Annotated in this window: 20 protein-coding genes; 11 read left to right on the top strand and 9 right to left on the bottom strand. The window is 60.1% G+C overall.

Annotation, left to right across the window (positions count from 1 at the left end; genetic code table 11):
- Window positions 1-29: 29 nt before the first annotated feature.
- The 6 genes from AUP74_RS00810 to AUP74_RS00785 all read right to left on the bottom strand — a co-directional run bounded on the left by AUP74_RS00810 (window position 30) and on the right by AUP74_RS00785 (window position 7520).
- Window positions 30-1367, bottom strand: coding sequence for a sensor histidine kinase (locus AUP74_RS00810; protein ID WP_069945890.1), 1338 nt, complete (start codon window positions 1365-1367; stop codon window positions 30-32).
- Entirely contained in the window at window positions 1367-2710 is a 1344-nt protein-coding gene (locus tag AUP74_RS00805; protein WP_069945889.1) for a sigma-54-dependent transcriptional regulator, read from the bottom strand. The genes AUP74_RS00810 and AUP74_RS00805 overlap by 1 nt, the downstream gene beginning before the upstream one ends.
- Before the next feature lie 71 nt (window positions 2711-2781).
- Entirely contained in the window at window positions 2782-3987 is a 1206-nt protein-coding gene (locus AUP74_RS00800) for an ABC transporter permease (protein ID WP_069945888.1), read from the bottom strand.
- 26 nt (window positions 3988-4013) lie between these two features.
- Entirely contained in the window at window positions 4014-5327 is a 1314-nt protein-coding gene (locus tag AUP74_RS00795; RefSeq protein WP_069945887.1) for an ABC transporter permease, read from the bottom strand.
- A gap of 12 nt (window positions 5328-5339) precedes the next feature.
- The gene (locus tag AUP74_RS00790; protein ID WP_069945886.1) at window positions 5340-6041 is read right to left on the bottom strand and encodes an ABC transporter ATP-binding protein; all 702 of its coding nucleotides are present in this window, start codon (window positions 6039-6041) and stop codon (window positions 5340-5342) included.
- Window positions 6042-6239: 198 nt separating this feature from the next.
- On the bottom strand, window positions 6240-7520 hold the full coding sequence (locus AUP74_RS00785; RefSeq protein WP_069945885.1) for an efflux RND transporter periplasmic adaptor subunit: 1281 nt from the start codon (window positions 7518-7520) through the stop codon (window positions 6240-6242).
- A 352-nt stretch (window positions 7521-7872) separates the two neighbouring features.
- On the opposite strand from AUP74_RS00785, the gene AUP74_RS00780 reads away from it, so the two are divergent.
- Window positions 7873-9366 (top strand): SulP family inorganic anion transporter, encoded by a 1494-nt coding sequence (locus AUP74_RS00780; protein WP_069945884.1) that lies wholly within the window; start codon window positions 7873-7875, stop codon window positions 9364-9366.
- Entirely contained in the window at window positions 9366-10262 is an 897-nt protein-coding gene (locus tag AUP74_RS00775) for a universal stress protein (RefSeq protein ID WP_069945883.1), read from the top strand. The genes AUP74_RS00780 and AUP74_RS00775 overlap by 1 nt, the downstream gene beginning before the upstream one ends.
- A 107-nt stretch (window positions 10263-10369) precedes the next feature.
- Here the strand turns inward: AUP74_RS00775 and AUP74_RS00770 are convergent, their stop codons facing one another.
- A complete protein-coding gene (locus AUP74_RS00770) occupies window positions 10370-10792 on the bottom strand; it encodes an acyl-CoA thioesterase (RefSeq protein ID WP_069945882.1) in 423 nt (140 codons plus the stop codon).
- A gap of 462 nt (window positions 10793-11254) precedes the next feature.
- On the opposite strand from AUP74_RS00770, the gene fabV reads away from it, so the two are divergent.
- Both fabV and AUP74_RS00760 read left to right on the top strand, forming a co-directional pair.
- Entirely contained in the window at window positions 11255-12433 is a 1179-nt protein-coding gene (fabV, locus tag AUP74_RS00765) for an enoyl-ACP reductase FabV (RefSeq protein ID WP_069945881.1), read from the top strand.
- A 145-nt stretch (window positions 12434-12578) separates the two neighbouring features.
- Window positions 12579-13622 carry an NADP(H)-dependent aldo-keto reductase gene (locus AUP74_RS00760; RefSeq protein WP_069945880.1) on the top strand — a complete coding sequence of 348 codons (1044 nt, stop codon included), beginning with the start codon at window positions 12579-12581 and terminating at the stop codon, window positions 13620-13622.
- A 113-nt stretch (window positions 13623-13735) separates the two neighbouring features.
- On the opposite strand, the gene AUP74_RS00755 is transcribed toward AUP74_RS00760, so the two are convergent.
- Complete coding sequence (locus AUP74_RS00755; RefSeq protein ID WP_069945879.1) at window positions 13736-16372, bottom strand: TonB-dependent receptor plug domain-containing protein; 2637 nt, start codon at window positions 16370-16372, stop codon at window positions 13736-13738.
- Between the two features lie 432 nt (window positions 16373-16804).
- On the opposite strand from AUP74_RS00755, the gene AUP74_RS00750 reads away from it, so the two are divergent.
- The 7 genes from AUP74_RS00750 to AUP74_RS00720 all read left to right on the top strand — a co-directional run bounded on the left by AUP74_RS00750 (window position 16805) and on the right by AUP74_RS00720 (window position 23513).
- The gene (locus tag AUP74_RS00750) at window positions 16805-17038 is read left to right on the top strand and encodes a DUF2789 domain-containing protein (RefSeq protein WP_069945878.1); all 234 of its coding nucleotides are present in this window, start codon (window positions 16805-16807) and stop codon (window positions 17036-17038) included.
- 123 nt (window positions 17039-17161) lie between these two features.
- Complete coding sequence (locus AUP74_RS00745; protein WP_069945877.1) at window positions 17162-18469, top strand: lipopolysaccharide biosynthesis protein; 1308 nt, start codon at window positions 17162-17164, stop codon at window positions 18467-18469.
- 96 nt (window positions 18470-18565) lie between these two features.
- Window positions 18566-19537 carry an LpxL/LpxP family Kdo(2)-lipid IV(A) lauroyl/palmitoleoyl acyltransferase gene (gene lpxL / locus AUP74_RS00740; protein ID WP_069945876.1) on the top strand — a complete coding sequence of 324 codons (972 nt, stop codon included), beginning with the start codon at window positions 18566-18568 and terminating at the stop codon, window positions 19535-19537.
- A 119-nt stretch (window positions 19538-19656) separates the two neighbouring features.
- Window positions 19657-20532 carry a 4-hydroxy-tetrahydrodipicolinate synthase gene (gene dapA, locus AUP74_RS00735; RefSeq protein WP_069945875.1) on the top strand — a complete coding sequence of 292 codons (876 nt, stop codon included), beginning with the start codon at window positions 19657-19659 and terminating at the stop codon, window positions 20530-20532.
- Window positions 20533-20590: 58 nt separating this feature from the next.
- Window positions 20591-21769, top strand: coding sequence for an outer membrane protein assembly factor BamC (gene bamC / locus AUP74_RS00730; protein WP_069945874.1), 1179 nt, complete (start codon window positions 20591-20593; stop codon window positions 21767-21769).
- A complete protein-coding gene (locus AUP74_RS00725; protein ID WP_069945873.1) occupies window positions 21769-22536 on the top strand; it encodes an MBL fold metallo-hydrolase in 768 nt (255 codons plus the stop codon). The genes bamC and AUP74_RS00725 overlap by 1 nt, the downstream gene beginning before the upstream one ends.
- Window positions 22537-22691: 155 nt before the next feature.
- A complete protein-coding gene (locus AUP74_RS00720) occupies window positions 22692-23513 on the top strand; it encodes a sulfite exporter TauE/SafE family protein (protein ID WP_069945872.1) in 822 nt (273 codons plus the stop codon).
- A 271-nt stretch (window positions 23514-23784) separates the two neighbouring features.
- Here the strand turns inward: AUP74_RS00720 and AUP74_RS00715 are convergent, their stop codons facing one another.
- The gene (locus AUP74_RS00715; RefSeq protein WP_069945871.1) at window positions 23785-25323 is read right to left on the bottom strand and encodes a peptide MFS transporter; all 1539 of its coding nucleotides are present in this window, start codon (window positions 25321-25323) and stop codon (window positions 23785-23787) included.
- Window positions 25324-25575: the final 252 nt, after the last annotated feature.

Raw genomic sequence — 25575 nt, 5'->3', positions numbered from 1 at the left:
TCACCCCCGCTGTGCGTGGCTGATAATTTTCAGTCGCTGCGCTGAGGGAGCCACAGTGAGATCTCCAGGCCACCATTGTCACGGTTGCGCAGCTGCAGTCGCCCTCCGTGGGCCTCGACAATTTCCCGACACAACGCCAGGCCAAGACCGACACCCTGGGGTTTGGTGGAGTAAAACGGCAGCAGAGCCTGCTGTAATACCTTTTCACTCATACCACTGCCGCGATCCCGCACGATGATCTGCTGATCGCGTCGATCGGAGTGAACCTCCACTTCGATTTCCTCCAGTGGACTTCCCGATTCGGCAGCATTCTTGAGCAGGTTCAATAGCGCTTGCTCGAGCTGCACCGGATCGAAATATCCCGGTCGGTCCGGCAGTGCTCCGCGGAGCGAAAACCTTTGCAGCGGAACAAGCCGGTCCAGCAATCGCTGCCACGGAACCTCTTCACAGCTGGGGGCAGGCAACTTTGCAAAACGCGCGTAGCCCTGTGTGAATTCGGTAAGGTGCCGGCAGCGTTCGGCAATGGTATCGAACACTCTCGCCAGCGACTTGGCTTCCGGGCTGCCGCCTTCCTTATCGATGCGTTCCGCCAACATCATGCCGCTGTGGGCCATGGAGGAGATGGGCGCGAGGGAATTGTTCAGTTCATGGCTGATCAGCCGGATCACCTTTTTCCAGACCTGCACTTCGGCTCGGGTCAATTCCCGGGTCATATCGCGGATCAAGATGAGTCGGTGCTTCTGCGCGTTCAGTACAAAGACACTGTTGCCCAGATGCATGGTGTGGCTGCCATCACTATCGGTGAAGCTGAACAGCCCCTCTTCACGGTTCTCGATCGCGTTCGCCAGTTCTGGCGGACAGTGCGGCAGCAGCTGTGCGAGCGTGAGTCCCTGCACAGGTCGGCCGCCGTGGAGCAGGTGGCGAGCGCTGCTGTTGGCATAGATCACATGCTCGGACTGATCGACCAGTAGCAGTGCCTGTGGGGAGCTCTGGATGACGGTATCCAGCAGTAGTTCGCGCTGGTGGATGTGGGCCCGTTCGCGCCGCAGGATTTCACTGACTTCATTGTAAAGCGTGGCGATACGGCCGAGTTCATCCCGGCGATCCAGCGCCAGGGAAACGGAGAAATCCCCATCACGGAAGTTGAGCAGCCCCCCCTCGAGTGTTGAGAGGCCGCTCTGTAGTGGGCCGGTGACTGTGCGCAGTAACACCAGCACTATTGGCACGGCCAGCAGCAATCCGCCGGCCCAGGCGAGTCGGGTGTCTGCGCCCAGCTCGATCAGCAGGAAAGGCACACTCGTGCCCGCTAGGACTGCGGCAAGCGCCGCCGCGGTGATCCGCGCTTCCAGGGTCAGTCGTGGCCACATCAGTAGGGAATACCGTATTTCTCCAGACGACGATAAAGCGCCTGGCGGCTGAGACCCAGCTCACGAGCGGCCTGGGCGATGACACCGTCACAGCTGGCCAGCGTACGCTCCAGCAGTTCGCGGCTGGGCTCAAAGCTGACTTCTGGACGGCTGCTTTTCTCCTGCACTGGCAGGGCGAGAGTGTGCGCGTCGATGGTCTCAGACTGGCTCAGTACCGATGCGCGCTGCATGGTGTTCTGCAGTTCCCGGACATTGCCAAGCCAGCTGTAGCGCACCAGTGCCTGCTGGGCGTCGGGAGAGAGTTGTTTACCCTCAGGCAGAAAACTCCGTGCCAATGGCAGGATATCGTCGGGTCGGTCGCATAGTGGCGGCAGCTGCAGCTCAATGACGTTGAGGCGGTAAAAGAGATCCTGACGGAACCGGCCGGTTTCGATCAGCGCTGGCAGGTTGGCGTTGGTTGCGCTGATTACTCTGACGCTTACCCGCCGCGTTTGGCTACTGCCGAGGCGCTGGAACTCGCCCGTCTGCAGCACCCGCAGCAGCTTGACCTGCCCGCTGGCTGACAGCTCGCCGATTTCGTCGAGAAACAGCGTGCCGCCATCTGCGGCCTCGAAACGTCCCAGTCGAGCTCGATTGCCAGCACCGGTATATGCGCCCGGTTCGGCTCCGAACAGCTCCGCCTCCATCAACTCCTCGGGCAGTGCACCCACGTTGACCTTGATGTAGGGGCCATCGCGCAGTGGTGAGTTGGCCTGCAGGATATCGGCGATCTTTTCCTTGCCGGCGCCGTTGGGGCCGGTAATCAGTACCGGTACATCGGAGCGGGCGACCTGGGTCGCCATTTCCAGCAGTTTCTGCATTCCGTCGCTGCGGTAAACAATACCCTGCAGGTCGAAATTATGTTGCAGTCGCTCGCGCGCTGCAATGGCCCGTTGTTGGCTCTGCCGCTGGCGCTGCTGCAGGTCATTGAGTTCCAGCAGATTCTTGACGGTGGCGATGAGCTTGTTGTCATCCCAGGGCTTGCCCAGATAGTCGGCGGCACCGGCCTTGACCAGCTCTACCGCCATTTCCAGTTGTGTCCAGGCAGTGAGCAGAATTACCGGCAGGTCCGGGCTGATTTCCCGGATCGCGTAGAAGAGTTCACGCCCCTCCTCACCGGAGGTGGTGTCTGCGGTAAAGTTCATGTCCTGGATGACCAGGCCGATGTCCGGATGTTCGCGCAATAGCTGCAGGCCGGCCTGGGGAGTGAGGGCGCTGACGACTTCGATCTGATGCAGAGAGAGCAGTAGTTCCAGGGCAGAGATGATGCCGGAGTTGTCATCGATGACAAGAACTGTATCCATGCTTACGCTCGAGGTGTGAAAGTGTGAACGGGCGCGAGCGCCCGTTCCGGAAGGGGATAGTCTACAGCACTTTATACGCTGCGCGTGGCGGTGGCTGGCGAGATGTTTGCTGCACGAATTGCCGGTACCAGTGCCGCTGCCAGGCTGACGCCAAGCAGACCCAGGGCACAGGTGAGTGTCACCACTAGTGGCAGCGCGGGTTGGTCAAACTCCCGGACCAGGAATCCATTGAAAATCTGTGCTGCGGCAAAGCCGAGCAGAATCCCGGTGGCGGCGATGATCAGGTTTTCCAGCAGGAAGTAACGACCGATAGCGACACGCGTTGCTCCCAGCGCACGCCTCACACCGATCTGCTTCTGGCGCTGGGTGATCCAGAACACCGTCAGCCCCACAACGCCAAGAGCAACGATGAAGGTGAGCAGGATGACAACACTGCTGAGTACCTTGATCATGGTGTTGTCACCGGCGTAGTACTGATCTTTCTGTTCTTGCAGAGTGTCGGCGTTAATCACTCGATTGGGATCGCGCTCGGCCAGTTTCTCCTCGACCAGTTTCAACACCGCGTCGCGCTGCCCCGGTTCTGCACGCACGATGTAGTAGAACCACTGGTCCATTATTGCCGGATAGAAAACACCGCGGCCGGCTACGGATGAGTTGGGCCATGGGCCGAGGTTGCGCTCTACGATGCCGACGATCTCGATGGGATGGTCGTCACCGCCCATGAAGAAGGCGTTGCCGAGGGCATTGCCTTCCGGAAACATCTCATCGGCAAACTTCTGTGTGACGACAGCGACTTTGGGGCGTTCACTGCTGGTGGCGCCTACCTGCATGACCTCCTCGGGTGAAAAGCCGCGGCCAGCGGTCAGCTTCATTCCCAATGCATCGATGAAATGCTCGTCGACGGTGTAGTAGTTGGCACTGGTGGCTCCGACTTCCATATTGGGCGCGTCGTAAAAGCCACTGGCAGAACCGCTGCCGGAAAGCGGCACATGGTTGCTGATGGTGGCGCTGGCGACACCGGGCAGCGAGCGAATCATATCCAGGTCGAGCCGAAATGCCTCGAATTTGTCATAGTCCTCTGGAATCGCCAGGAAGCCGAAGCTATTAATATCTTCCACAGCGACGCCGGTGGGCCGTGAGATTCGCTCGGTGCGCTCGTCGATCACTACCAGGGCGTTGCTGACAATGGCCAGGGTCAGGCCCAGCTGCAGTGCAATCAGCAGGGCGGAGATCTTGTGGCGCCAGAGCGCCGATAAAATGGGTCTCAGTTCCAACATAGTTATTTCCTCTCTGACCTCGCGGCTCACTGGGTCTTCAGGTAGATGGACGGGTTGGTGCGGCTGATGCGCCAGGCCGGGTAAAGGCCCGCCAGGAGGCTGGACAGAACGGCGAGGCCGATGGCGGCAAGCATCATCGTCCAGTCCATGGACGCGACGCGGTCCATATAGCCCATCTGCAGTTGCCGTATCAGGCCGAGGCCCGCCAGCGTCAGCAGGATGCCCGCCAGTCCTCCGGCCAGGCCCACGCAGCCACTCTCCACCAGGTGCTGGCTGAACACCGCGTTGCGGCTTGCGCCCAGAGCCCGTCGTACACCCGCTTCCGGCGCTTTGCGCAGGAACTTGGCCAGCAGCAAAGCCACCGCGTTGACCAGGCACACCATTAAGAAGGCCAGTGACAGCCAGTTGAGCATGCGGTCATCACCGTCCACCACCTCGTTCAGCAGCAGCCACTGGGAGGGGTTGCTGAGCCCGAATTTCAGTGGGCGGGGGAAGCGGCCCTGTGTTTTCTGATCGCGAATATAGCCCGTGAGATAATCCTGATAGCGCTCCACCTGCTCAGCACTGTCCAGCTGGACCCAGTACTGCAGCCACACCATGTCGCTGTTCAGCCGGTCTTCGTAGCTGTTGATCTCCTCGGACTTCCAGCCATTGGTGTTACCCCAGGGGTAGATCTCGAACTGGCGGTGCAGTCCAAACGGCAAGAATATTTCAGCGGAATCATTAAAGTGGCCGTTGTTCAGGTCGTGGACTTTGGGGCTGGGTTGCCAGTGTTCGGTCACACCAACAACGGTGAAGGGAACACCATTAAAGTTGACGGTGCGACCCACACTGTTCTCTCCACCAAACAGTTTTTCATTGGTTTCCTCGGAGAGTACGATCTGCTGCAACGGACTGCTGTCGGCCTCTGCAGCCCAGGTTCCGCCATAAATAAACGGCACATCAAACAGGGCAAAGAAGTCACGGCTGGTAACCCTGGCGTCCGCGATGAAGGGACGTATCTCAGAATCTTCCAGCGTGATGGGGCCGCCCCAGCGATGCATGGCAACCTGGTTGGAGGGGATATCGGAACGCAGCAGGCGTACCGCATCCTGGTAGGTAACCTGCCAGGGCATTTCACTGGGGTTGTCGGCTCCCTCGGTGGCGGACCAGCTGTCCAGCTGCACGGCATAGAGCACCTGGTCTTTTTCCGCCAGTGCATTGCGCGACATCATGTAGTTGAGGGTCAGGGTGGTCATTGCCGCCCCCACACCGACGGCGATCGCGGCCACCATCAGCGCGCTCAGCACCGGTGTCGAGCGCAGGCTGCGGATGGCCAGGGAAAGGTAATATCCAATCATGGCTGCTCTCCCTTATGCGATTTCCGCTGCGGCGGGCGCGGTGGTCCGGTGCAGGTCGGAGACTTGGCCGTCGACGATCTGGATGTTGCGGTGCGCACGGCGGGCAAGGTCCGGGTCGTGCGTCACCATCACGATGGTGGTTCCCCATTCGTTGATGAATTCCAGCAGTTCCATCACCTGGCGGGCCATGAGGGAGTCCAGGTTACCGGTCGGTTCGTCCGCGAGCAGGAAGCGGGGTTCGCCGGCCAGAGCGCGGGCGATAGCGACGCGCTGTTGCTGACCTCCGGAGAGCTGAGCCGGCAGATGCTTGGCACGGGCTGACAGGCCAACCTGCTCGAGAACCTTTTCGATGCGCTTTTTGCGCTCTTTGCCATTGAAGCCACGATAGCGCAGTGGCACATCGATATTGTCGAACAGATTCAGGTCCGGGATCAGGTTAAAGCCCTGAAAAATAAAGCCGATCTTTTCATTGCGAAGGCGTGAGCGCTGGTGATCGTTAAGATTGCTCACGTCCTCGCCATCCAGCCGGTATTCCCCCCCGGTCGGGGTCTCGAGCAGGCCGGCGATATTCAGGAAGGTGGTCTTGCCGGAGCCGCTGGGTCCGGTGACCGAGACAAACTCCCCCTCGTTCACCTCCAGGCTGAAATCCCGCAAGGCGTGGGTTTCGATGGTATCGGTGCGATAACTCTTACGGATGTTGTGCATTTTCAGCATGGTGCTTTCCCTTTTCTCTTAAGTTTGTTCCGGTACTCCGGAGAGCTATGCTTTCCGGTTCAGTTTCAAGTGACTCTGTCGCTGACCTGAGGGGCCTGCTCTTGAGACCCGTTAATGCGGTCTCTCTTCGGATAGTGTGTTGTTTGGTACAGGTGGCTGGTCCCTAAGCACTGGCTTAGGTCCAGCCCCCGCTGGTTATTAATCTTTCAACGCAATCAGCTGCGCACTTTCCAGTTCCTCTGCGGCGGAGATGATGATCTGGTCGCCTTCCTGCAGGCCCGAGACGATCTCCACCTGATTCAGACCCAGCGCGCCGATCTGGATCGGCACCCGCAAGGCCTCGCCCTCTCCATTGAGCTTCCAGGCGTAGCGGCCTCCACTCTGGTCGACGAAGCCACCGCGACGAACCAGCATTACATCGGTGCGGTTTTCCAGCAGGATGCGGGCAGTCAGGCGCAGGTTCTGACGCAGGTTTTGCGGCTGTTGCTCGGTAAAACGCACCCGGGCCTGCACCTGGTTGTTGATGACCTCCGGGGAGATGGCAGTGATTTCGCCGGGGAGCTTGCGACCGCCCAGGTTGATCTCCACCGCCATGGCGAGGCCGAGGTCGTCGGCGTAGTTCTCCGGTACTGCGGCTTCCAGCTCAAAACTGGAGAGATCCACAACGGTCATCAGGGGGGCATTGCGGGCCACGGCGCTGCGCTGGGTCACGGCGAGGCTGCCCACCGTACCGCTGACCGGTGAAGTGATGTGCAGCTCCTTGACCTTGCGCTCCAGTTCCTCCACCTGCAGTTTCTGCTGGGAAAGCTGCAGCTCGAGGGTGCGGGTTTCGAAGGCCAGGGCTTCCTGCTCCAGGGCCGCGTTCTGTTCGGCCTGCTCGTATTCCAGCCGAGCGCGGGCGAGGTCATCGGAAGCCTTCTCGAAATCCAGTTGGGAGATGATCTGCTTTTCCATGGAGAGCTCGGCGCGCTTGAGTTCGCGCTGGGCGGCGACCAGGGTGACCTTGGCCAGATCCGCGCGCTGGCGGTTCTCCAGCTGCTGACGCTTGGCCTGGATCTTCTGCCGCTGCAGTTCCACGTCCAGCTTGTTGAGCAGTGCCCGCTGCTGTGCCAGCTCGCTGTCCAGTTCCGGGCTCTCCACCTCTGCCAGCAGTTGTCCCACCTCCACAGTGTCACCGGCCTTTACGGCAAACTTCACGATGCCCTGCGCCGGGCTGTAGAGGGTAGGGCTGTTGGCTGCCACCATCCGGCCCTGGACCACCAGATCCCGGGTCAGGTCGCCGCGTTCAACCTGGGCGATATTGATCTGGGACAGGGACAGGGTGCCGTCGAACCGGCTGGTGTTCACCCAGCTGTTCACGCCCCAGTACAGGAACACCACAGTCGCGACTGCAGCAGCGGCCAGGCGAATGTTGCGTGGCTTTTTCCAGAGGGGGGTTGCCTGCAGAACCACATCCTGCCCGGAGGTATCTCTGATCATTCTTATTCCGTTCCTTCACTGAACTTGCTTTCCGGGGCGCCCCGCTTGTGTGTGACGCGGCAGCCACCGGATTCGGATGCAGTCCCCGCCGGAATCTACGACGGGTCGCTTTGCCAGAGAGATAGCAAGGGCTGTGCCAGTTTGGGGAGGCGGTGTAACTTATTGAAATTGCTGGTTATTTTGGCTTCCTGGTGCTTTCCCCGGGAATGTCAGGTGTCCGCTTGAGGTGTCCGCTGTCCGTCCGTCCGCGGGCCGGACAGGGCCGGTTTCTTTATGGAGAGAGGGGCTCGTGTTAGAGTGCGCGCCCTTTTTTTGATCAATTGTTGTTCATCCGCACTGGACTCCCTTCACTATGCTGCTGTCTTCGACGAAAGCCGACTGGTTCGGCAACATCCGCCGCGATGTGCTGGCGGGCCTGGTGGTCGCCCTGGCGCTGATCCCCGAGGCCATTGCCTTCTCTATCATCGCCGGGGTCGATCCCCGGGTTGGTCTGTACGCTTCTTTCTGTATCGCGGTGGTGATTGCCTTTGTTGGTGGGCGCCCCGGTATGATTTCCGCGGCCACAGGGGCGATGGCGCTGCTGATGGTCACGCTGGTGAAAGAGCACGGGCTCCAGTACCTGCTGGCAGCCACGCTACTGACCGGTGCACTGCAGATCATCGCTGGCTACATGAAGCTCGGCAGCCTGATGAGTTTTGTCTCGCGGGCAGTGGTGACGGGCTTCGTCAATGCGCTGGCGATCCTGATCTTCATGGCGCAGATGCCGGAGCTGATCGGCGCCGGCTGGCAGGTTTACGCCATGACCGCAGCAGGTCTCGGCATCATCTACCTGTTCCCCTACATCCCGGTGATTGGCAAGGTCATCCCCTCACCACTGGTGTGCATCCTGGCACTGACCGCCGTCGCGGTGGTGATGGGTATCGATATTCGCACCGTGGGTGATATGGGTGATCTGCCGGATACCCTGCCGGTATTCCTGTGGCCCGATGTACCGCTGAATTTCGAGACCCTGCAGATCATTTTCCCCTACTCGGCGGCACTGGCTGTGGTGGGCCTGCTGGAGTCCCTGATGACTGCCACCATCGTTGACGACCTGACCGATACCACCAGCGACAAGAACCGCGAGTGCAAGGGCCAGGGCATTGCCAATATTGCGACCGGTTTCATGGGTGGCATGGCTGGTTGTGCGATGATCGGCCAGTCGGTGATCAACGTGAAATCCGGTGGTCGCGGCCGGCTCTCTACCTTGGTGGCCGGTGTCGGCCTGCTAACGCTGGTGGTGTTCCTCAGTGACTGGGTAGCGGTAATTCCGATGGCGGCACTGGTGGCGGTGATGATCATGGTGTCCATCGGTACCTTCAACTGGGACTCCGTGCGCAACCTCAAGCATTACCCGCTGTCCACCAATATCGTCATGCTGGCCACGGTGGTTGTGGTAGTGTGGACACACAACCTGGCCTATGGTGTATTGGTCGGCGTCTTGCTGGCAGCCCTGTTTTTTGCCAACAAAGTCGGCCACTTCATGTACGTGTCCTCGGAACTGGATGAGGAAAACAGCTGCCGCACCTATCGGGTGGTCGGGCAGGTGTTCTTCAACTCCGCCGACAAGTTCGTGGAGGCGTTCGATTTCAAGGAAGTGGTCGATAAAGTGGTGATCGATCTGAGCCGTGCCCACTTCTGGGATGTGTCCGCCGTGTATGCGCTGGACAAGTCGGTGGTGAAATTCCGTCGCGAGGGCGCCGCAGTGGAACTGGTGGGCCTGAACGAAGCCAGTGAGACTATCGTCGACCGCTTTGGTGTGCACGACAAGCCCGAAGAGATTGAAAGAGTCCTCGGAGGACATTGATGAGCGACAACGACAATAACAATAAATCGTTATCCATTAATGGTGGTGAGCCGGTGGTGCTGACCTGTGTCGATGGCTCCCGCTATACCGGTGCGGTCTGCGATTACGCGGCCTGGATTGCCGCGCGCACCGGCGCCCCGCTCAAGCTCCTGCACAATATCGAGCGCAGCAATGTGCCCGCAGTGGCGGACCTGTCCGGCAGTATTGGCTTTGGTAGCCAGGAGGAGCTGCTGGAAGAGCTGACAGCTCTGGAGCAGCAGCGGGCACAACTGCTGGTGCAGCAGGGCAAATTGATGCTGCAGGCCGCCCGCGAACGGGCGGGCCAGTCCGGTATCGAGCAGGTGGAGACCTGCCAGCGCCATGACAGCCTGCCCGAATCCCTGGTGGAACTGGAAGACCATATCCGCGTGCTGGTGCTCGGTATCCGCGGTGAGGAGCATGGCGAGGATCAGCAGGGGCTGGGCTCGCAGCTGGAAACCGTCGTCCGCTCCCTGCACAAGCCCATCCTGGTGGTGAACCAGGATTTCACGCAGCCTGCGCGGATCATGCTGGCCTATGATGGCAGTGAGGCGGCCCGCAAGGCTCTGCGTATGGTGGCGGACAGCCCGGCATTCCGTGACATCTCCTGTCACCTGGTGTTTGTGGGAGATCCCGAGAAAGCGGAGACCCTGCTGGCAGAAGGCAGTGCGGAGCTGGAAGCGGCCGGTCTCAATGTCACGGCCAACCGCCTGACCGGAAAGACGGTGGAAGCGCTGATCGAATACCAGCGCGAGCACGATATCGATCTCACCGTCATGGGGGCCTTCAGCCACAATCGTCTGCGGGACCTGCTGATGGGCAGTATCACCGCCAAGATGCTGTTGAATACGGAAAAGCCGCTATTGTTGCTGCGTTGAAGTCTCAGCTGACTTTGTCAGATGCACAATGAAAAAGCCGGGCATTGAGCCCGGCTTTTTTGCTTTTTATGCCCTACTGGAGCAATAAGCGCAGCCACTGAGTCTGGCTATCCAGCCAGTCTTTGCTCGCCAAGTGTTTCCTCTGTCTCCTGCCGTGCCTGCGCGACAGTCATGCCCGCTTTTTTGTGCGGTGTCGGCCGACCCTCGAGATCCAGGGCGACGAAAACAATACGCTCCACCTGCAGAATCCGTTCGCGGGTCTGCTTGTTACGCACTTCGCAGTGAACAGTGAGCGAGGTGCGGCCGATATCGACCACTTCAAAGCCGAACTCCACAACGTCACCGCAAAAAGCGGAGCTGACAAAATCAATTTCCGACATCAGTTTGGTGACTACCATTGGGGTACCCATCTGGCAGCCGGCGAAGATCGCGGCCTCCTCGTCAATCCAGGCCAGCAGTTGCCCGCCGAACAGGCGCTGGGCCGGGTTCAGGTCCGCGGGTTTAACAAAGTGACGGGAATAATATTTCATGGGTACCTCTGCCTCTTGCTTGAATGGGTTGCGAGTGAACGGGGCCGCGATCCGTCGCGGCACCCGGCCGGTGGCAAGAATTCACTCACCGGGATAACTGCACTATCCGTGCCACCCGCGATTGGCCACAAAAGGCGGCTTCCAGCTCCGTGAACTATTGGTCGTCTCTGGTCAGCGCACCAGTGTCGGGCTCGCTGCCCCGGCCCGGGGCATTTCCCGGCTCGGCCGTCCGGGTGACTCGGCTGCTTTGGCCTAGGCCCCGGAGATTCTGGACAGCTAGATTTGCCGGCGTCGCCCCTGCCTCTGGACTGACCGGGGATCCCCCGTAGAATGGGCAGCCTGTCGTGACCGGTCGACCACGTCGACAGCCGGGTTGCGGCTACCGGACAACTACGGTGTGCGCGTTGAGGCTAGGCTTGCGCGGCACCCTCTATCCCCAACTGAAAAGGGAGTGAATTCGGCATGATCATTCAGCCAAAAGTGCGCGGCTTTATCTGTACCAACGCCCATCCGCAGGGCTGTGCTGCCAACGTGCGCGAGCAGATCGATTACATCAAGGCGCAATCCCCCATCGACGGCGGCCCCAAAAACGTACTGGTGGTGGGCGCCTCCACCGGTTACGGCCTGGCTTCCCGCATTGCCGCTGCCTTCGGTAGTGGTGCCAACACCCTGGGGGTGTTTTTTGAAAAGCCACCGACCGAGAAGCGCACCGCTTCCGCCGGTTACTACAATGCGGCCGCCTTCGAGGAAGAGGCACACAAGGCCGGACTGTATGCCAAGAGCATCAATGGCGACGCCTTCTCCGATGAGGTGAAAGCCCAGGCCATCGAGATGATCAAACAGGATATGGGCAAAGTAGATTTGGTTGTCTACAGCCTCGCTTCCCCGCGCCGCAAGGATCCGAAGACCGATGAGCTCCACTCGTCGGTGCTGAAGCCGATCGGCAAGTCCTATACCGCCCGCAACCTCAACACCGACAAGCTGGAGATCTCTGATATCACCCTCGAGCCCGCCAATGAGGAAGAGATCGCAGCGACCGTAAAGGTCATGGGTGGTGAGGACTGGGAACTGTGGCTTGATGCCCTGTCTAAGGCCGGCGTGCTGACCGATGACTGCAAGACCGTCGCCTACACCTATATCGGTGAGCAGCTGACCTGGCCGATCTACGGTCACGCCACCATCGGCAAGGCGAAAGAAGACCTGGACCGCGCGGCCAAGGAAATTACCTCCAGCGGTCAGGCAGATGCCCACGTGGCGGTGCTGAAGGCGCTGGTGACCCAGTCCAGTTCCGCAATCCCGGTGATGCCCCTGTACATCTCCCTGGTTTACAAGGTGATGAAGGAAGAAGGCACCCACGAGGGTTGTATCGAACAGCTTTACCGCCTGTATACGGAGGGGCTTTACACCGACAGCCCACGTCTCGACAGCGATAACCGTTATCGCATGGACGACAAGGAGCTGCGCCCGGAGACCCAGGCCAAGATCGAAAAGCTGTGGCCGGAAGTCACCGAGGAAAACCTGTTTGACCTGACCGACTACAAGGGTTACCAGGCGGACTTCCTGAAGCTGTTCGGCTTTGGTGTAGCCGGTGTCGACTACGACGCGGACATCAGCCCGATCGTGGAGGCTAATTTCCAGTAATGGCCCGCAGCCGGGGCGGCATCCGTCGCTCCGGCTTTTCTCCTCCTGAGTTTGCTTTCCCCTCTCTCTTCGCGTACTGCATCCTGCAACTCGTAGCTTTCATCCTGCATAATGCCCTGCATCTTTGAGTGACAGGAGCTTCTCCATGGAATACCGCAAGCTGGGCACCACCGGCCTGGAAGTCAGTGTGATTTGCCTGGGCACCATGACCTACGGCGAACAGAATACTGAGGCGGACGCTTTCGAGCAGCTGGACTACGCGCTGGATCAGGGAGTCAATTTTATTGACTGCGCCGAGATGTACCCGGTACCGCCGCGGGCGGAAACCCAGGGGCGTACCGAGGAATATATCGGCAACTGGCTGGCTGCGCGCGGTAATCGGGACAAGTGCATTCTCGCTACCAAGGTGACCGGTCGGGGGGAATCCAATTCCGGCGTCGGCCATATTCGCGGAGGTCCCCGCCTGAACCGGGAGCAGATTTTTGCCGCTTGCGACGCATCCCTGCAGCGTCTGCGCACGGACTATATCGACCTTTACCAGGTGCACTGGCCCGAGCGGCAGACCAACTTCTTTGGCCGTCTAGGCTACGAGCACGGCAGCGACGACGGTATTGCCATTGCCGAAACGGTCGATGCGCTCGAGGAACTGATCAAAGCGGGCAAAGTGCGCCATATCGGTATTTCCAATGAAACGCCCTGGGGCATGATGGAGTACCTGAAACTGTCGGCGGCACTGGGCAAGCCACGCATCGCCAGCATCCAGAATCCTTACAACCTGCTGAACCGTACCTTTGAGGTTGGCTGCGCGGAAATGGCGATCCGCGAACAGTGCGGACTGCTGGCCTATTCGCCGCTGGCGTTTGGGGCCCTGTCCGGCAAATACCTGGGCGGACAGAAACCGGCGGGCGCGCGCCTGACGTTGTTTGAGCGCTTCCAGCGCTATACCGGCCCGCGGGCGGAGGCAGCGACGACAGAATATGTGCGCTTGGCCCGTGAGGCCGGTCTGGACCCTGCACAGATGGCACTGGCGTTCGTCAATCAGCAGCCCTTCGTGACGTCCAATATCATCGGTGCGACCACCATGGATCAGCTGAAGAGCGATATCGAGAGTGTCTCCCTCAAGCTCGATCAGGCGGTTCTGGATGGCATCGAGGCCATCCATTGCGAGAACCCGAACCCCGCGCCCTGATTAATCAATAAGATCTCGTGCCGGGAGTTGGAATCGGTGCGAGCAGGTTGCCAACCAAAAAGGGCCGCTCCCCGGACTGGAGAGCGGCCCTTTTGTTAGCTGGCGTCAGCCAATCAGAAAGTGTAGGTGGAGGAGAGGTAGGCAAAACGCCCCTGACCGCTGTGGACTGTCGGGGTGAAACCCATGAAGTCCGCATAGTCCATCGGCGGTTCCTCATCCAGCAGGTTGGTAACCCCAAGAGTGACCGTGACTTTGTCAAAGCCGAAGTAGTTCACCGTGGTGTCTACCGTCGTCATCGAGTCAATGTCACTCATGCCGGGCTGCTGCACCGCGGCGTCTTGGGCGAATTCGTCGATAAAGTTGACCGCCAGGCGGGCCGAGATATTGTCGCGATTCCAGTCCATGGCGGCGGTCCAGCGCATTTCCGGCAGTTCGTAATCTCCCGCTTCGCGATTGACGCGAGTACCACCGTCAGCTGCGGGACGCAGCTCCTCGTACTCCAGCATGTAGTTCATCACGTATGAGAACCCGAAGCTGCCATAGTCGGTGTCGAGGTTGTAGCGCAGATCCAGATCGATACCGTTGGTGGTCAGGTCGCCCAGGTTCTGGAACGAGTCGTTGATGAGTACGACTTCACCCGGGTCTCCGGCGATGGCGGTGGGACGGCGTACGACCACGACAGGATCGTTGCCCAGGTTGCTGAACACATACTGGGTATCGGAATCGATGATGTTCTCGATATCGTAGTTGTAGTAGTCCAGCGTCAGCACCAGCTGCTCATCGAGATTGACGATCATGCCCAGGTTATAGCTCTCGGATTCCTCCGGTCCGAGATCGGGGTTGCCGGCAAATACCGCGGTATATTCCTGCGGCTCACAGGCCTTGTTGATATTCCCCACCGCCTCACAGCGGACATCGTCCACCAGGTTGGGGGATTCATCAGTGCGGCCAAGGCCGAGTTGTGCCAGTGAAGGCGCGCGGAAAGCGGTGCCCCAGGAGCCGCGGAAGGACAGGTTATCCATGGCGGACCACAGAAATGACACCTTTGGGTCCGTCGTGGTGCCGAAATCGCTGTAGTCCTCGTGGCGAGCGGCAAGCTGGACTTCCAGTGTGTCGAGAACCGGTACCGCCAGCTCGGCGAACACGGCGGTGTTGTCGCGGCTGCCATTGGCCTGGGTGGCCTCGGTGCCAAAGATGTCGCCGCGCAGGAACTGGTCGTCGGGGTTGTCGCTGATGGAGTCCTGACGGTGTTCCGCGCCCAGCGCCAGCATCAGGTCACCACTGGCCATGGCCATGATCGGGCCGGAGAGCTGTACATCGTAGGAGCGGGTGGTGGACTTGCCCACACGGCTGGTCGTCGTTTCGATGTAGGCGAGTGCCTCTGCAGAGTTCGAAGAGGGTTCAAAGGGGTTCCACAGTCCGCTGTCGATTGCCTCCTGCACCCGGCGGGAATTGGGGAATCCATCCACGCCGCGTTCTACGGCATCGCTCTTGATATAGCTGTACGCTGCCTCCCAGTTCCAGCCTCCCAGTTGTCCCTCAAGCCCCATCACGCTGCGGAAGTAATCGGATTCCACTTCCTTGCGGCGGTTGCCGATTTCCACCGTGCGCCGGCGCATGGTCAGGTCTTGCTGATAGAAGGGGCTTGTGGGGACATCGGCAAAGGGGTGATTGGGGTTGTCACCACTCATAAACAGCTCTTCGAAGCTGGGGCTACCCGCTCCTTTGACGGTCGTCTTGGTGTTCTGACCATTGATTTCCGCGAAGGCCTCGATACTGTCGGTGACGGTGTAGCGGCCCAGGTAATTGAAGCTCACGCGCTCGGAAGAGGGAACCATACTCATGAATGGCGCGTAGTCGTAGCGACAAAAATCGCCAACAGTCTCTTCAGGGGCGCAGATGTCGCTGCCGAAAGTGTCGGGGACGCGAGTAGAGGGATCCGATGCGAGTTCAATGGTGCCCGGAATGCCCGCGGAGCTGCGGAAATCGGTGGCAAACGGGTCACCGGGGCGCAGCGCCGCCTGATTGGCGGAGCGGGAGTAGTCCCGGTCGGCGTAAAGGATCTCATCCCGGTTGAAATAATCGAGAATGAACGTGTGACTGCTGTTGTCGGTGACATTGCCCCACACCATGCTGAGGTTGCTCTCGCTACCGCCGCCATCAGCAGTGCCGCCAACTTTGCCTGACAGTTCAACTCCATCGAAGTCATCCCGCAGGATGATATTGATTACCCCGGCGATGGCGTCCGAGCCGTAGGTAGCGGAAGCACCGTCCTTAAGCACATCGACACGTTCAATGGCCGCCAGTGGAATATTGTTGATATCGACGAATGCGGTATCGATATTCTTCGCGAAGGGACTGACCGATACCCGGCGGCCGTTGACGAGAATCAATGTCGAATCCGCACCGAGCCCTCGCAGTGAAACACTCGAACCGCCATTGGCAGTATCGTCACTACTGTTGGCCTGGGTAGAGAAGGTGCCCTGTCCTGATATGGGCAGCTTGCTGAAGAGGCCAATCAGATCGGTGACACCAGTTGCGGCGATGTCGTCCGCACTGAGGCTGGCCACAGGAGAAGGGCCATCCATCTCGGCACGTTTAATGTGGGAGCCGGTAACCTCCACCAGCTCCAACTCCCGCTCTTCGGTGGCCTGCGCCTGCTGTGCTAGGGCCACGGGGGCTTGCCCCATCAGGCAGAGCGCCGAGACACAGAGTGCCAGCGGTGTCTTCTTTGCAAAGAACCTTTCCATAGTTATTTCCTCGTCGATTACGTTATTTTTGGAATTAATTTTTGCCCGTTGAGCGGGATTGAGAATATCAATCTAGTGTCGACGGGCAATACGCGGCGCGGCGTAATGAGGCCCGCGAGCGATTAAGGCTGTGATCCAGATCAAAGTTGGCGCATTAATCATTTCGGGGATCTTGCAGAGAAAAATCGACCGGCTCCTCACAAGCTGGAGGCAAAAGTGCCAGAACCGATGGCTGTAGAGCACCGGTTGAATTGCGGGGGCAAAACCCCAAGGTAAAACCTTAAGCGCCAATATGGTGATGTCCCTGCGACGCAAGCCAGAGTTGCTGGCTGGGGAAAGGCGTCGGTGACGATCACTGCGGCGGGATGTGCCCTCTATAATTGATCGATAGGAGGCGGAAGCAAACCTATGCAACTTTCAGCTGGAGCCGCAATGGATACTTCTACACATCACAACCTGAATGACCTGTTCGCGCAGCTGGGTCTCGCTTCTGAGGACGCTGCCATCGACGAATTTATCGCCCGCCACCACCTGGCCGGCGACCAGAAGCTGGCCCAAGCGCCATTCTGGTCTGACGGGCAGCGCGAGTTTCTGAAGGAGGCGATTCTGGATGACTCGGATTGGTGCGAAGTGGTAGACGAGCTGGATACGTTATTGCGGCACTGATTTGAGTGCCCGATCCCTTCGAACCCCAATCGGCGTAGCAACCAGGGCCTGTTAGCTCGCAAAGCTCATGGCTCGTGGTGCTGCGCTTTGCCTGCCCCTCCTGGCGAGGGCTAGGTGTCATACATGGCTGATGCTGAGCGGGAGCGACGAGAGCACCTGACCGAGGTGGGTCGCCTCGCTGCTGTGGGCGTGGTCGGCCAGCTGCTTACTTTCACCGTCACGCTGTTGCTGGCCCGCCTCCTCGATGCCGAGGCCTTTGAAGCCTACGTGGTTGCTGCCGCATTCTATCTGCTGCTGTTGGCTATCGCTGCGCAGGGGCTGGACAAGTACGCGTTGAGACTGATGCCGGGCAAGTTTGATCGCGGCCAGTGGCAGCTGGCCGCGGATCTGTTCCGCTTTGGCGTCTGCCGCATCCTCGGTGGGGCCCTCATCGTGGGCGCGCTCGCCGCAATTTGGGCGCGCGAGGTGCGCGAGTTCCCTGCGGATACCCTCCATGCGGTTTATCTTTGCTGCCTGTTTGTGCCGGTCGCCGTGCTGGTGAATTTTCTCGCTGCCGTCCTGAGTGCCACCGGCGAATGCGTACGGGCCGCAGTTGCAACTCTGCTGCTGGTACCGCTGGTGGCCCTGGTCCTGGTCGCGCTCGTGGTGTTCCTTCCGCTCGCGTTAACCGGCGTTACGGCCATTGTCTGCTGGGGTGGCGGCTGGTTGGCAGCACTGGTGGCGCTCGGTTACTGGGTACACCGGACCTGGACCGGTTCGCGCCGGGGCTGTGAATCGACGGCGCAGCGGCCCGGCTGGCGGCGCGCATCACTGCCGTTCTGGCTCTATCGCCTGGGTATGGGGGTGGTGGCACAGGTCGCGGTGTTGATGTTGGACTGGCTGCAACCCTCGCCAGCTGCCACAGGCGCTTACGCCGCGGCATTGTCGATGGCCAGCGTGGCGGCAATCCTGGCCGTGGCGACCAACAGGGTGTATGCCCGGGAGCTCTCGGTATTGATGGAATACGGAGACTACCGGGCGGTTAACCGCTATCGCCGGGTGCGGCTGCTGTGGCTGGTGCCGACCCTGGGGCTGTTCCTCGCGATGGTGTTCCTGTTCACCAATCCATTGATGGAACTGTTCCGGCCGGAGTTTGCGGAGGAGGGCGGCACCGCTTTTCGCCTGCTCTCTGTCACCATCGCCACCACAGTGCTGCTCGGTGTGGCCCCGACTTACTTCAAGTACCGCGGGCATAACCTGCTGACTTTCGGCACCCTCGCCGCCTGTGCGCTGCTGCAGGTGGTGTTGCTATGGCTGCTGGTGCCCCGCCTGGAGGCCACTGGTGCCGCTATCGCCTATATGGTGTCGATGTTATTGATGTACGGATCCCTGGCATTACTGGCAGTCCATCAGCTGGCAGAACTGAGGCGTGGCAACCCGGGCCAGGGCTAGCGCAACCGGAAGCGTGGCCAGCGGCGCATCGACGGCCATTTATCCGCTATAATGCGCCGCTTTCTCTCACTCTGGCGGCAATCGTTCCCCTGAATTATGGAAAAACCGCATTTCCGCGCGGCGCTGTTGCATCCGCGTTACTGGCCGACCTGGCTGTTATTTGGTCTCTGGTACCTGGCGGCACAGCTGCCCTACCGCTGGCAGCTGGCGATCGGCCGTGGGCTGGGCCGGGTCATGCTGCGCCTCGCCAGCAGTCGGCGAACCATTGCGGAGCGCAACCTGGCACTGTGCTTTCCGGAAAAATCAGAGGCGGAACGTCATACCTTACTGCGCCAGAATTTTGAGTCCAACGGTATCGCCCTGATGGAAACCGGTATGGCCTGGTTCCGTTCCGGCCGCTGGTTGCGCAAGCGTTTCACGATCGAGGGGCTGGAGTACCTGAAGGAACCGGCGGAGCGGGGCCAGGGTGTGGTGATGCTGGCGATGCACTTCACCACTCTGGAGATCGGTGCTCAGTTCATGTCCCTGAGCCACCCGGTGGATGGCATGTACCGGCCGCACAAAAACCCGGTCTACGACTATATGCAGCGCAAGGGCCGGGAGCGCCACGGCGCCGATTCAGAGGTGTTCCAGCGCAAAGATGTGCGTGGCATGCTGCGGGCACTGAAGCGGGGCCGGGCAGTCTGGTATGCGCCAGATCAGGACTACGGCATCAAACAGGGCGTTTTTGCGCCACTCTTCGGCCAGCAGGCGGCGACTGTGACCGGGACCTCGCGCTTTGCCCGGGTAGGGCGCGCGCAGGTTGTGCCCTACATCGTCACACGGTTGGAAGGTGGCGCTGGCTACCGGGTCAAGGTCTACCCGCCCATTGAGGAAATTCCGTCCGGCGACGAACTGAAAGACGCGGTGCTGGTCAATCAGTTCGTCGAGGCGCGTATGCGTGAGAACCCGGAGCAGTACATGTGGGTGCACCGGCGGTTCAAAACCCGCCCCCCCGGGGAACCGGGGATCTATGACGGGGTGCGCAAGCGCAAGAAAAAGCGCAGAAAGTCGCCCGCTGGGCGTTGAAAAGAGGCACCGGGACGCTCTGGCATCTGCCCCCGGCGCTCAGTAACATACCGGTCTATTTTTGGCGGCGCCGGCTCCCGGCGACAAGCCGCCGGCTGGCCCAACAGTAAGGAGTTAGGATGTTTTCCGGCAGTATGGTGGCCCTGGTTACCCCAATGTTCGCAGACGGCGGCCTGGATTGGGACAGCCTGCACAATCTGGTGGAGTGGCATATCGAGCAGGGGACCAGCGCCATTGTGGCTGTGGGCACTACCGGTGAATCTGCCACTCTGGACGTGAACGAGCACCTGGAAGTCATCCGCCGCGTGGTGGACCAGGTTGCAGGCCGTATTCCGGTGATCGCCGGGACTGGCGCCAACTCCACCACGGAGGCGATCGAGCTGACTGAAACCGCCGCCAAATGCGGTGCCGATGCCTGCCTGCTGGTGACACCCTATTACAACAAACCGACCCAGGAAGGCCTCTACCAGCATTACAAGACGGTGGCCAAGGCGGTTTCCATCCCGCAGATTCTCTACAACGTCCCTGGCCGCACTGCGGTGGATATGCAGCCGGAGACGGTGCGTCGACTGGCCGCCATCGGCAATATCGTTGGTATCAAAGAGGCCACTGGCGATCTGGAGCGTGCGCGGGAACTGATCGAAACGCTGCCCGAGGGATTTGCCATCTATTCTGGTGACGACGCTACGGCCCTCGAGCTGATGCTGGCAGGTGGCCACGGCGATGTGAGCGTGACTGCCAATGTGGCGCCGGCGGCGATGGCGCAGATGTGCGCGGCGGCGTTGCAGGGCGACGCGGAAACCGCGCGGGCCATCGACCAGCGCATCCAGATATTGCACAAAGTGCTGTTTGTGGAGTCCAACCCGATACCGGTAAAGTGGGCGCTGCGGGAAATGGGGCATATCGACGGCGGCATTCGCCTGCCATTGACCAGCCTGTCTCCGGAACATCATGCAACCGTGCGCGAGGCCCTGCGCTCCGCCGGCGTACTCTGATTGCGGCCAGCCGCTGCAGGCGGTGTCGCCAACAAGAATTGGATTTAGGAAAGCAATAATGACAAGACTGACTGCTGGAGCCGCACTCTGTATCGCCGGCCTGACCCTGAGCGGTTGCGGCGTGTTCGGCGACAATGGCTACTTCCGCGATCGGGCCGACGACTACCAGATGGCCAACAGCCTGCCGCCATTGCGGCTGCCTGAGGGAGTGGAAGCCAAAAACCAGGAAGAGCTGTACGAGATTCCCCAGGTAGGTGCTGCCGAACTTGAGCGCGGTGAGTTCGAGGTGCCGCGTCCGCAGGCTCTGGCGGTGAACGCCGGGCTGGAACGGGTGAAGATCCAGAAGCTCGGCAACCGACGCTGGGTGCTGGTCTCCCAACCGCCGGCAGAGGTCTGGCCACAATTGCATTATTTCCTGCGCACGTCAGGCTTGCAGCTGGAGCGTTCCGATGCCACCGCCGGCATCATGGAAACCACCTGGCTCCAGTTCAAGGATTCGCCTGAAACCAAGGACAAGTACCGCCTGCGGGTGGAGTCCGGGGTGCAGCCGGATACCACTGAAATTCATGTCCGCCACCTCTCTGCGCCCGCGGAGATGCCAGCCAGCGCTGCCGTCACCTGGCCAGAGATGTCCAGCAATCCCGAGCGTGAGGGCTGGATGATCGACGAGATGTCCACTGCGCTGGCCGCCGATGCGACCGGTGCGGCCGCCTCACTGGTAGCACAGGCCATTGGTGGTGGTTCCGTCAAGGTGCAGCTGAAAGAGCCTGCAGGCCAGGAGCCCTTTATCACTCTGGCCCTTAGCCGTGACCGCGCTTGGGCAACCGTAGCCCACGCGGTGAACTCCGGCGCTTATCGGATGCACGGAGAAGACGCCGATCTCGGTATTTTCTATGTCACCTATGACGAGGACCGCGAACTCACCGATGAAGAAGAGGACGGTGGCTGGTTCTCCTGGGGCGGTAGTGAAGAAGATGACCTTGCCCGGCAAGCAGAGCAGGTGACCATGCAGCAGGTGATCGCCAATATCCGGATCAAGGAGGGTGTGGAACCCGTACTCTTCTCCAATTTGCCCAGTGCTGGCAGCGCCTCTGAAACCGAAATCCCCGGTTACCTGGTAGTCGTGCGCAGCACCCCGGACCTGGTGGAAGTGCGTATCCGGGATACCGAGGGCCAGCCCCTGAAGCGGGCCAAGGCCTCTGAACTACTGATGGCAATCCGACAGAACCTGATCTGATGACGCTCAGGTTCGCGTCACTCGGCAGCGGCAGTAAAGGTAACGGCACCCTGGTCGCCAGTGGCGACCACTGCCTGCTGGTGGATTGCGGTTTTACCATCAAGGAAACCGAGCGGCGCATGGCGCGGCTCGGGATGTCTCCCGCCGACCTCTCGGCCGTCCTCGTCACTCACGAACACAGTGATCACCTCTCCGGTGTGGCGCCGCTGGCACGTAAATACGGGCTGCCGGTTTACCTCACACCGGGAACTCTTCGTGCCCGGGATATCGGCAAGTTACCGAGTGTTCACCTGATCGAGGGGCACCAGCCCTTCGCAGTCGCGGATATTCAGGTTACCCCGGTGGCTGTGCCCCATGACGCGCGCGAAGCGGCTCAATTCGTATTTCGCAGTCGCGGCAGCAGTCTTGGCCTGCTGACCGACCTGGGTACCGTGACCCCACATGTGGAGAACCACTTCGCCGGTTGTGATGCCCTGGTTCTGGAAGCAAATCACGATCCGCAGATGCTGGCTCAGGGGCCATACCCGCCGTCACTGAAGCGCCGAGTCGGCGGTGCCTACGGTCATCTCAGTAACCAGCAGGCGGCGGGGTTTCTGCAGCGGGTCGGATCCGAACAGCTCCAGCATCTGGTGGTGGCCCATATCAGTGAGAAGAACAATACGGTGGCGCTGGCCCGCGCAGCTCTGGCGGAGGCTGCCGAGCAGGCCGCCAACTGCATCTTCGCCTGCCAGCAGGGCGGGTTTGACTGGCTTAACGTCGAAAAGTAAAGCGAACAACGATTCGTCACAGCACTTTTGCCTCTTGGCGGGAAAAGCGGTAATTCAGATTGCATGATTCCGCGGGCGCGCGGCACCAGTAGGCCGTGTCGGCATAAATAGGATATGACCGTGCTTTTCGAGGGATCTTTGTTAGCGGGGGCGTAATGGAAACGCTACTGATTTACCTGTTCGTGGGTGCTGCGGCCGGAACCATCGCCGGGCTGTTTGGCGTCGGCGGGGGCCTGATTATCGTGCCCGCACTGGTGCTGGTTTTTACCACTCAGGGCGTCGCCCCGGAAATCCTTACCCATATGGCGGTGGCCACCTCCCTGGCGACCATCGTGATCACTTCCATCAGTTCCATTCGCACCCATCACCTCAAGGGTGCCGTCGACTGGAGCATTTTTGCCGTCATGACGCCGGGTATCCTGTTGGGCTCCTGGTTGGGCGGGGTGACTGCTCACTTACTCCCGGGCGCCTGGCTGCAACTGCTGATTGGTTTTTTTGCGCTCGCGATTGCGTTCAAGATGTGGCTGGATGGGTTTCGTCGCGCCCGGCTGCCGGAGGATGGTGGCCGCGTGCCGGGCCGCCCGGCACTCACTGTCGCGGGGGCAACGATCGGCTGGGCGTCCGCCATTTTCGGTATTGGCGGTGGCTCACTCACTGTCCCGTTTCTCAATCGTTGCCGAGTCCGGATGCAGCGCGCGGTGGCTACTTCTGCAGCCTGTGGTCTGCCGATCGCGGTTGCCGGTGCGATCAGTTTCGCGGTCCAGGGCTGGGGAGAACCGCAGCTGCCGGCCTGGAGCACCGGCTATATCTACTGGCCGGCCTTTCTCGGCATCGTCCTGACCAGTGCTTTCTTTGCCCGCTTTGGTGCACTGCTTGCTCACCGGCTCTCCCCGCAGGTGCTGAAAAACTGCTTCGCCGGCCTGCTTTGCATTATCGGTCTGCGGTTTATCTGGCTGAACTTTCACCTGCTTATGTGAGGCCGGTCCGAGTTGGCCTCGCAAGCACTCGTAGAGTGCTTGCGGGAGCCTCGAATACTCAGGCATTCCTCTCACTCCCCTCGCCCCTGTTGCTGTGTTTTTCCAGTGACTCTTCAGGATCTCTCTAGGGGGCTCCCTAGGGTCTCTCTAGGGTCTCTCGAGCTCCAGGATCTTGTTTAATGGGGGGGCTGGTCCCTTGTGCGGACACAAAAAAAGGCCGCTGTCTCCAGCGGCCTTTTGTGCGTAATGGAACGCTTTACGATCCGGTGATTCAGACTGCCTTGGCAGGTGCCTCGGCGGGCTCTACCGGCTCTTTCTCTTCACCGTCACCGTGGGTCTCCCAAGCCTTGGACTTGAGGCTGACCAGTGCGATGACTGCACCGATGCCGATGCTGAAGATCGCAATCTGCAGGTACAGGTTCGGCAGCTCGGAGACGTTGTTCGGGTCGAAGTTACCCGCCAGCAGGCCGGCAATGATGTTGCCGATGGAGTAGGTGAGTACGAACACACCCATCATCTGGCCGGCGAAACGGCGCGGGGACAGCTTGCTCACCGCACTCAGTGCAACCGGGCTCAGGCACAGTTCACCAACAGTGTGCAGGAAGTAAGTGGTTACCAGCCAGTAAGGCGCCACTTTCAGGCCCTCAGCGGCGTACTGAGCAGCGAAGAACATGACGATAAAGCCGGAGGCCATGATGATCAGGCCAATCGCGCACTTCATACCGTAAGACGGGGTGATCATGCGCTTGCCGAGGTTGATCCACAGCGCCGCGAAGAAGGGCGACAGGATGATGATGAACATCGGGTTGACGTTCTGGAACCAGGAAGCGGGGATCTCGAAGGCGCCGATCATGCGGTCGGTGTAGTCACGGCCGAACAGGTTCAGGGAAGAACCCGCCTGCTCGAAGCCGGACCAGAAACAGGCCGATGCCACACAGACCAGGAACAGTGCCCACATCTTCTTCTTCTCGGAACCACTCAGGTTACCGGCAAAGTAGATATAGGCGTAGTAGGCGAAGAAGATCAGGGTAAAGGCCACGGCCACGTACTGGGCGACGACCACCGGGTTGATGGTGATCATTCCGGCCATGGTCAGGGCGGTGATCGCTACTACTGCGGCCACGACGGCCCAGATGGTGCTCCAGGCTTTCTTTTCACCCTGGGCAGTCATCGGGTTTTCCGGCTTCAGGCTGGCATCGCCCAGGTTACCGATGGTCTTGCGGTACTGGATCAGGCCAATGGCCATACCCACGGCGGCGGCGCCGAAGCCCCAGTGCCAGCCGATCTTTTCACCGAAGTAGCCACAGATCATGTAGCCAAGCACGGAACCGATGTTGATACCCATGTAGTAAAGGGCGTAGCCGCTGTCCCGGCGCACATCGTCGGGCTGGTAGAGATGGCCCACCAGCGCACTGATGTTGGGCTTCAGCAGGCCGGTACCGGTGGCAACCAGAATCAGGCCGACAAAGAAAGTGCTGTCGCTGGGAATGGCCAGGACGATATGGCCACACATGATGATGATGCCACCGTACCAGACGGTGCGTTGGCCACCGAGCAGGCGGTCCGCGATCCAGCCACCTGGCAGGCCGAGGAAGTACACCGCACCGGTGTAGAGACCGTAAATGGCGGTTGCCGCAGCAACGGTGAAGGCGAGGCCTTCCTGCTGCAGGCTGGCGGTCATAAACAGCACGAGCAGGGCGCGCATACCGTAGTAGCTCATCCGCTCCCACATCTCGGTAAAGAAGAGGGTGGAGAGCCCTTTGGGATGGCCAAAGAAGCCATCACTGTTCTGATATGTATTCGACGACATAACCTGTATTCCAGTTGTTATAGCTTTAGTCGAGCCTTTTTCGCCCGGTGCAAATGACCCGTATGGGCGGATCTTTCACGCCTGGCTAGCGGAAATGTGAGAGCGGCTGGCCTGCGCCGGCAGCTGCCACAACAAGACCTTGGAGTGTAACAGCTGCGTAATAGGCAGGCGAATGGTTACAAATGAAACGGGGTGATTTGTCGCATTCGGGTTCACAGGGACTGGGTTTAGTGGTAAATCCTGTAAGCAAAG

This window comes from Microbulbifer aggregans, assembly GCF_001750105.1.
GTDB lineage: Bacteria > Pseudomonadota > Gammaproteobacteria > Pseudomonadales > Cellvibrionaceae > Microbulbifer > Microbulbifer aggregans.
The sequence above is the reverse complement of the archived record's forward strand: the minus strand, read 5'-3'. Positions and strand labels throughout refer to the sequence as shown.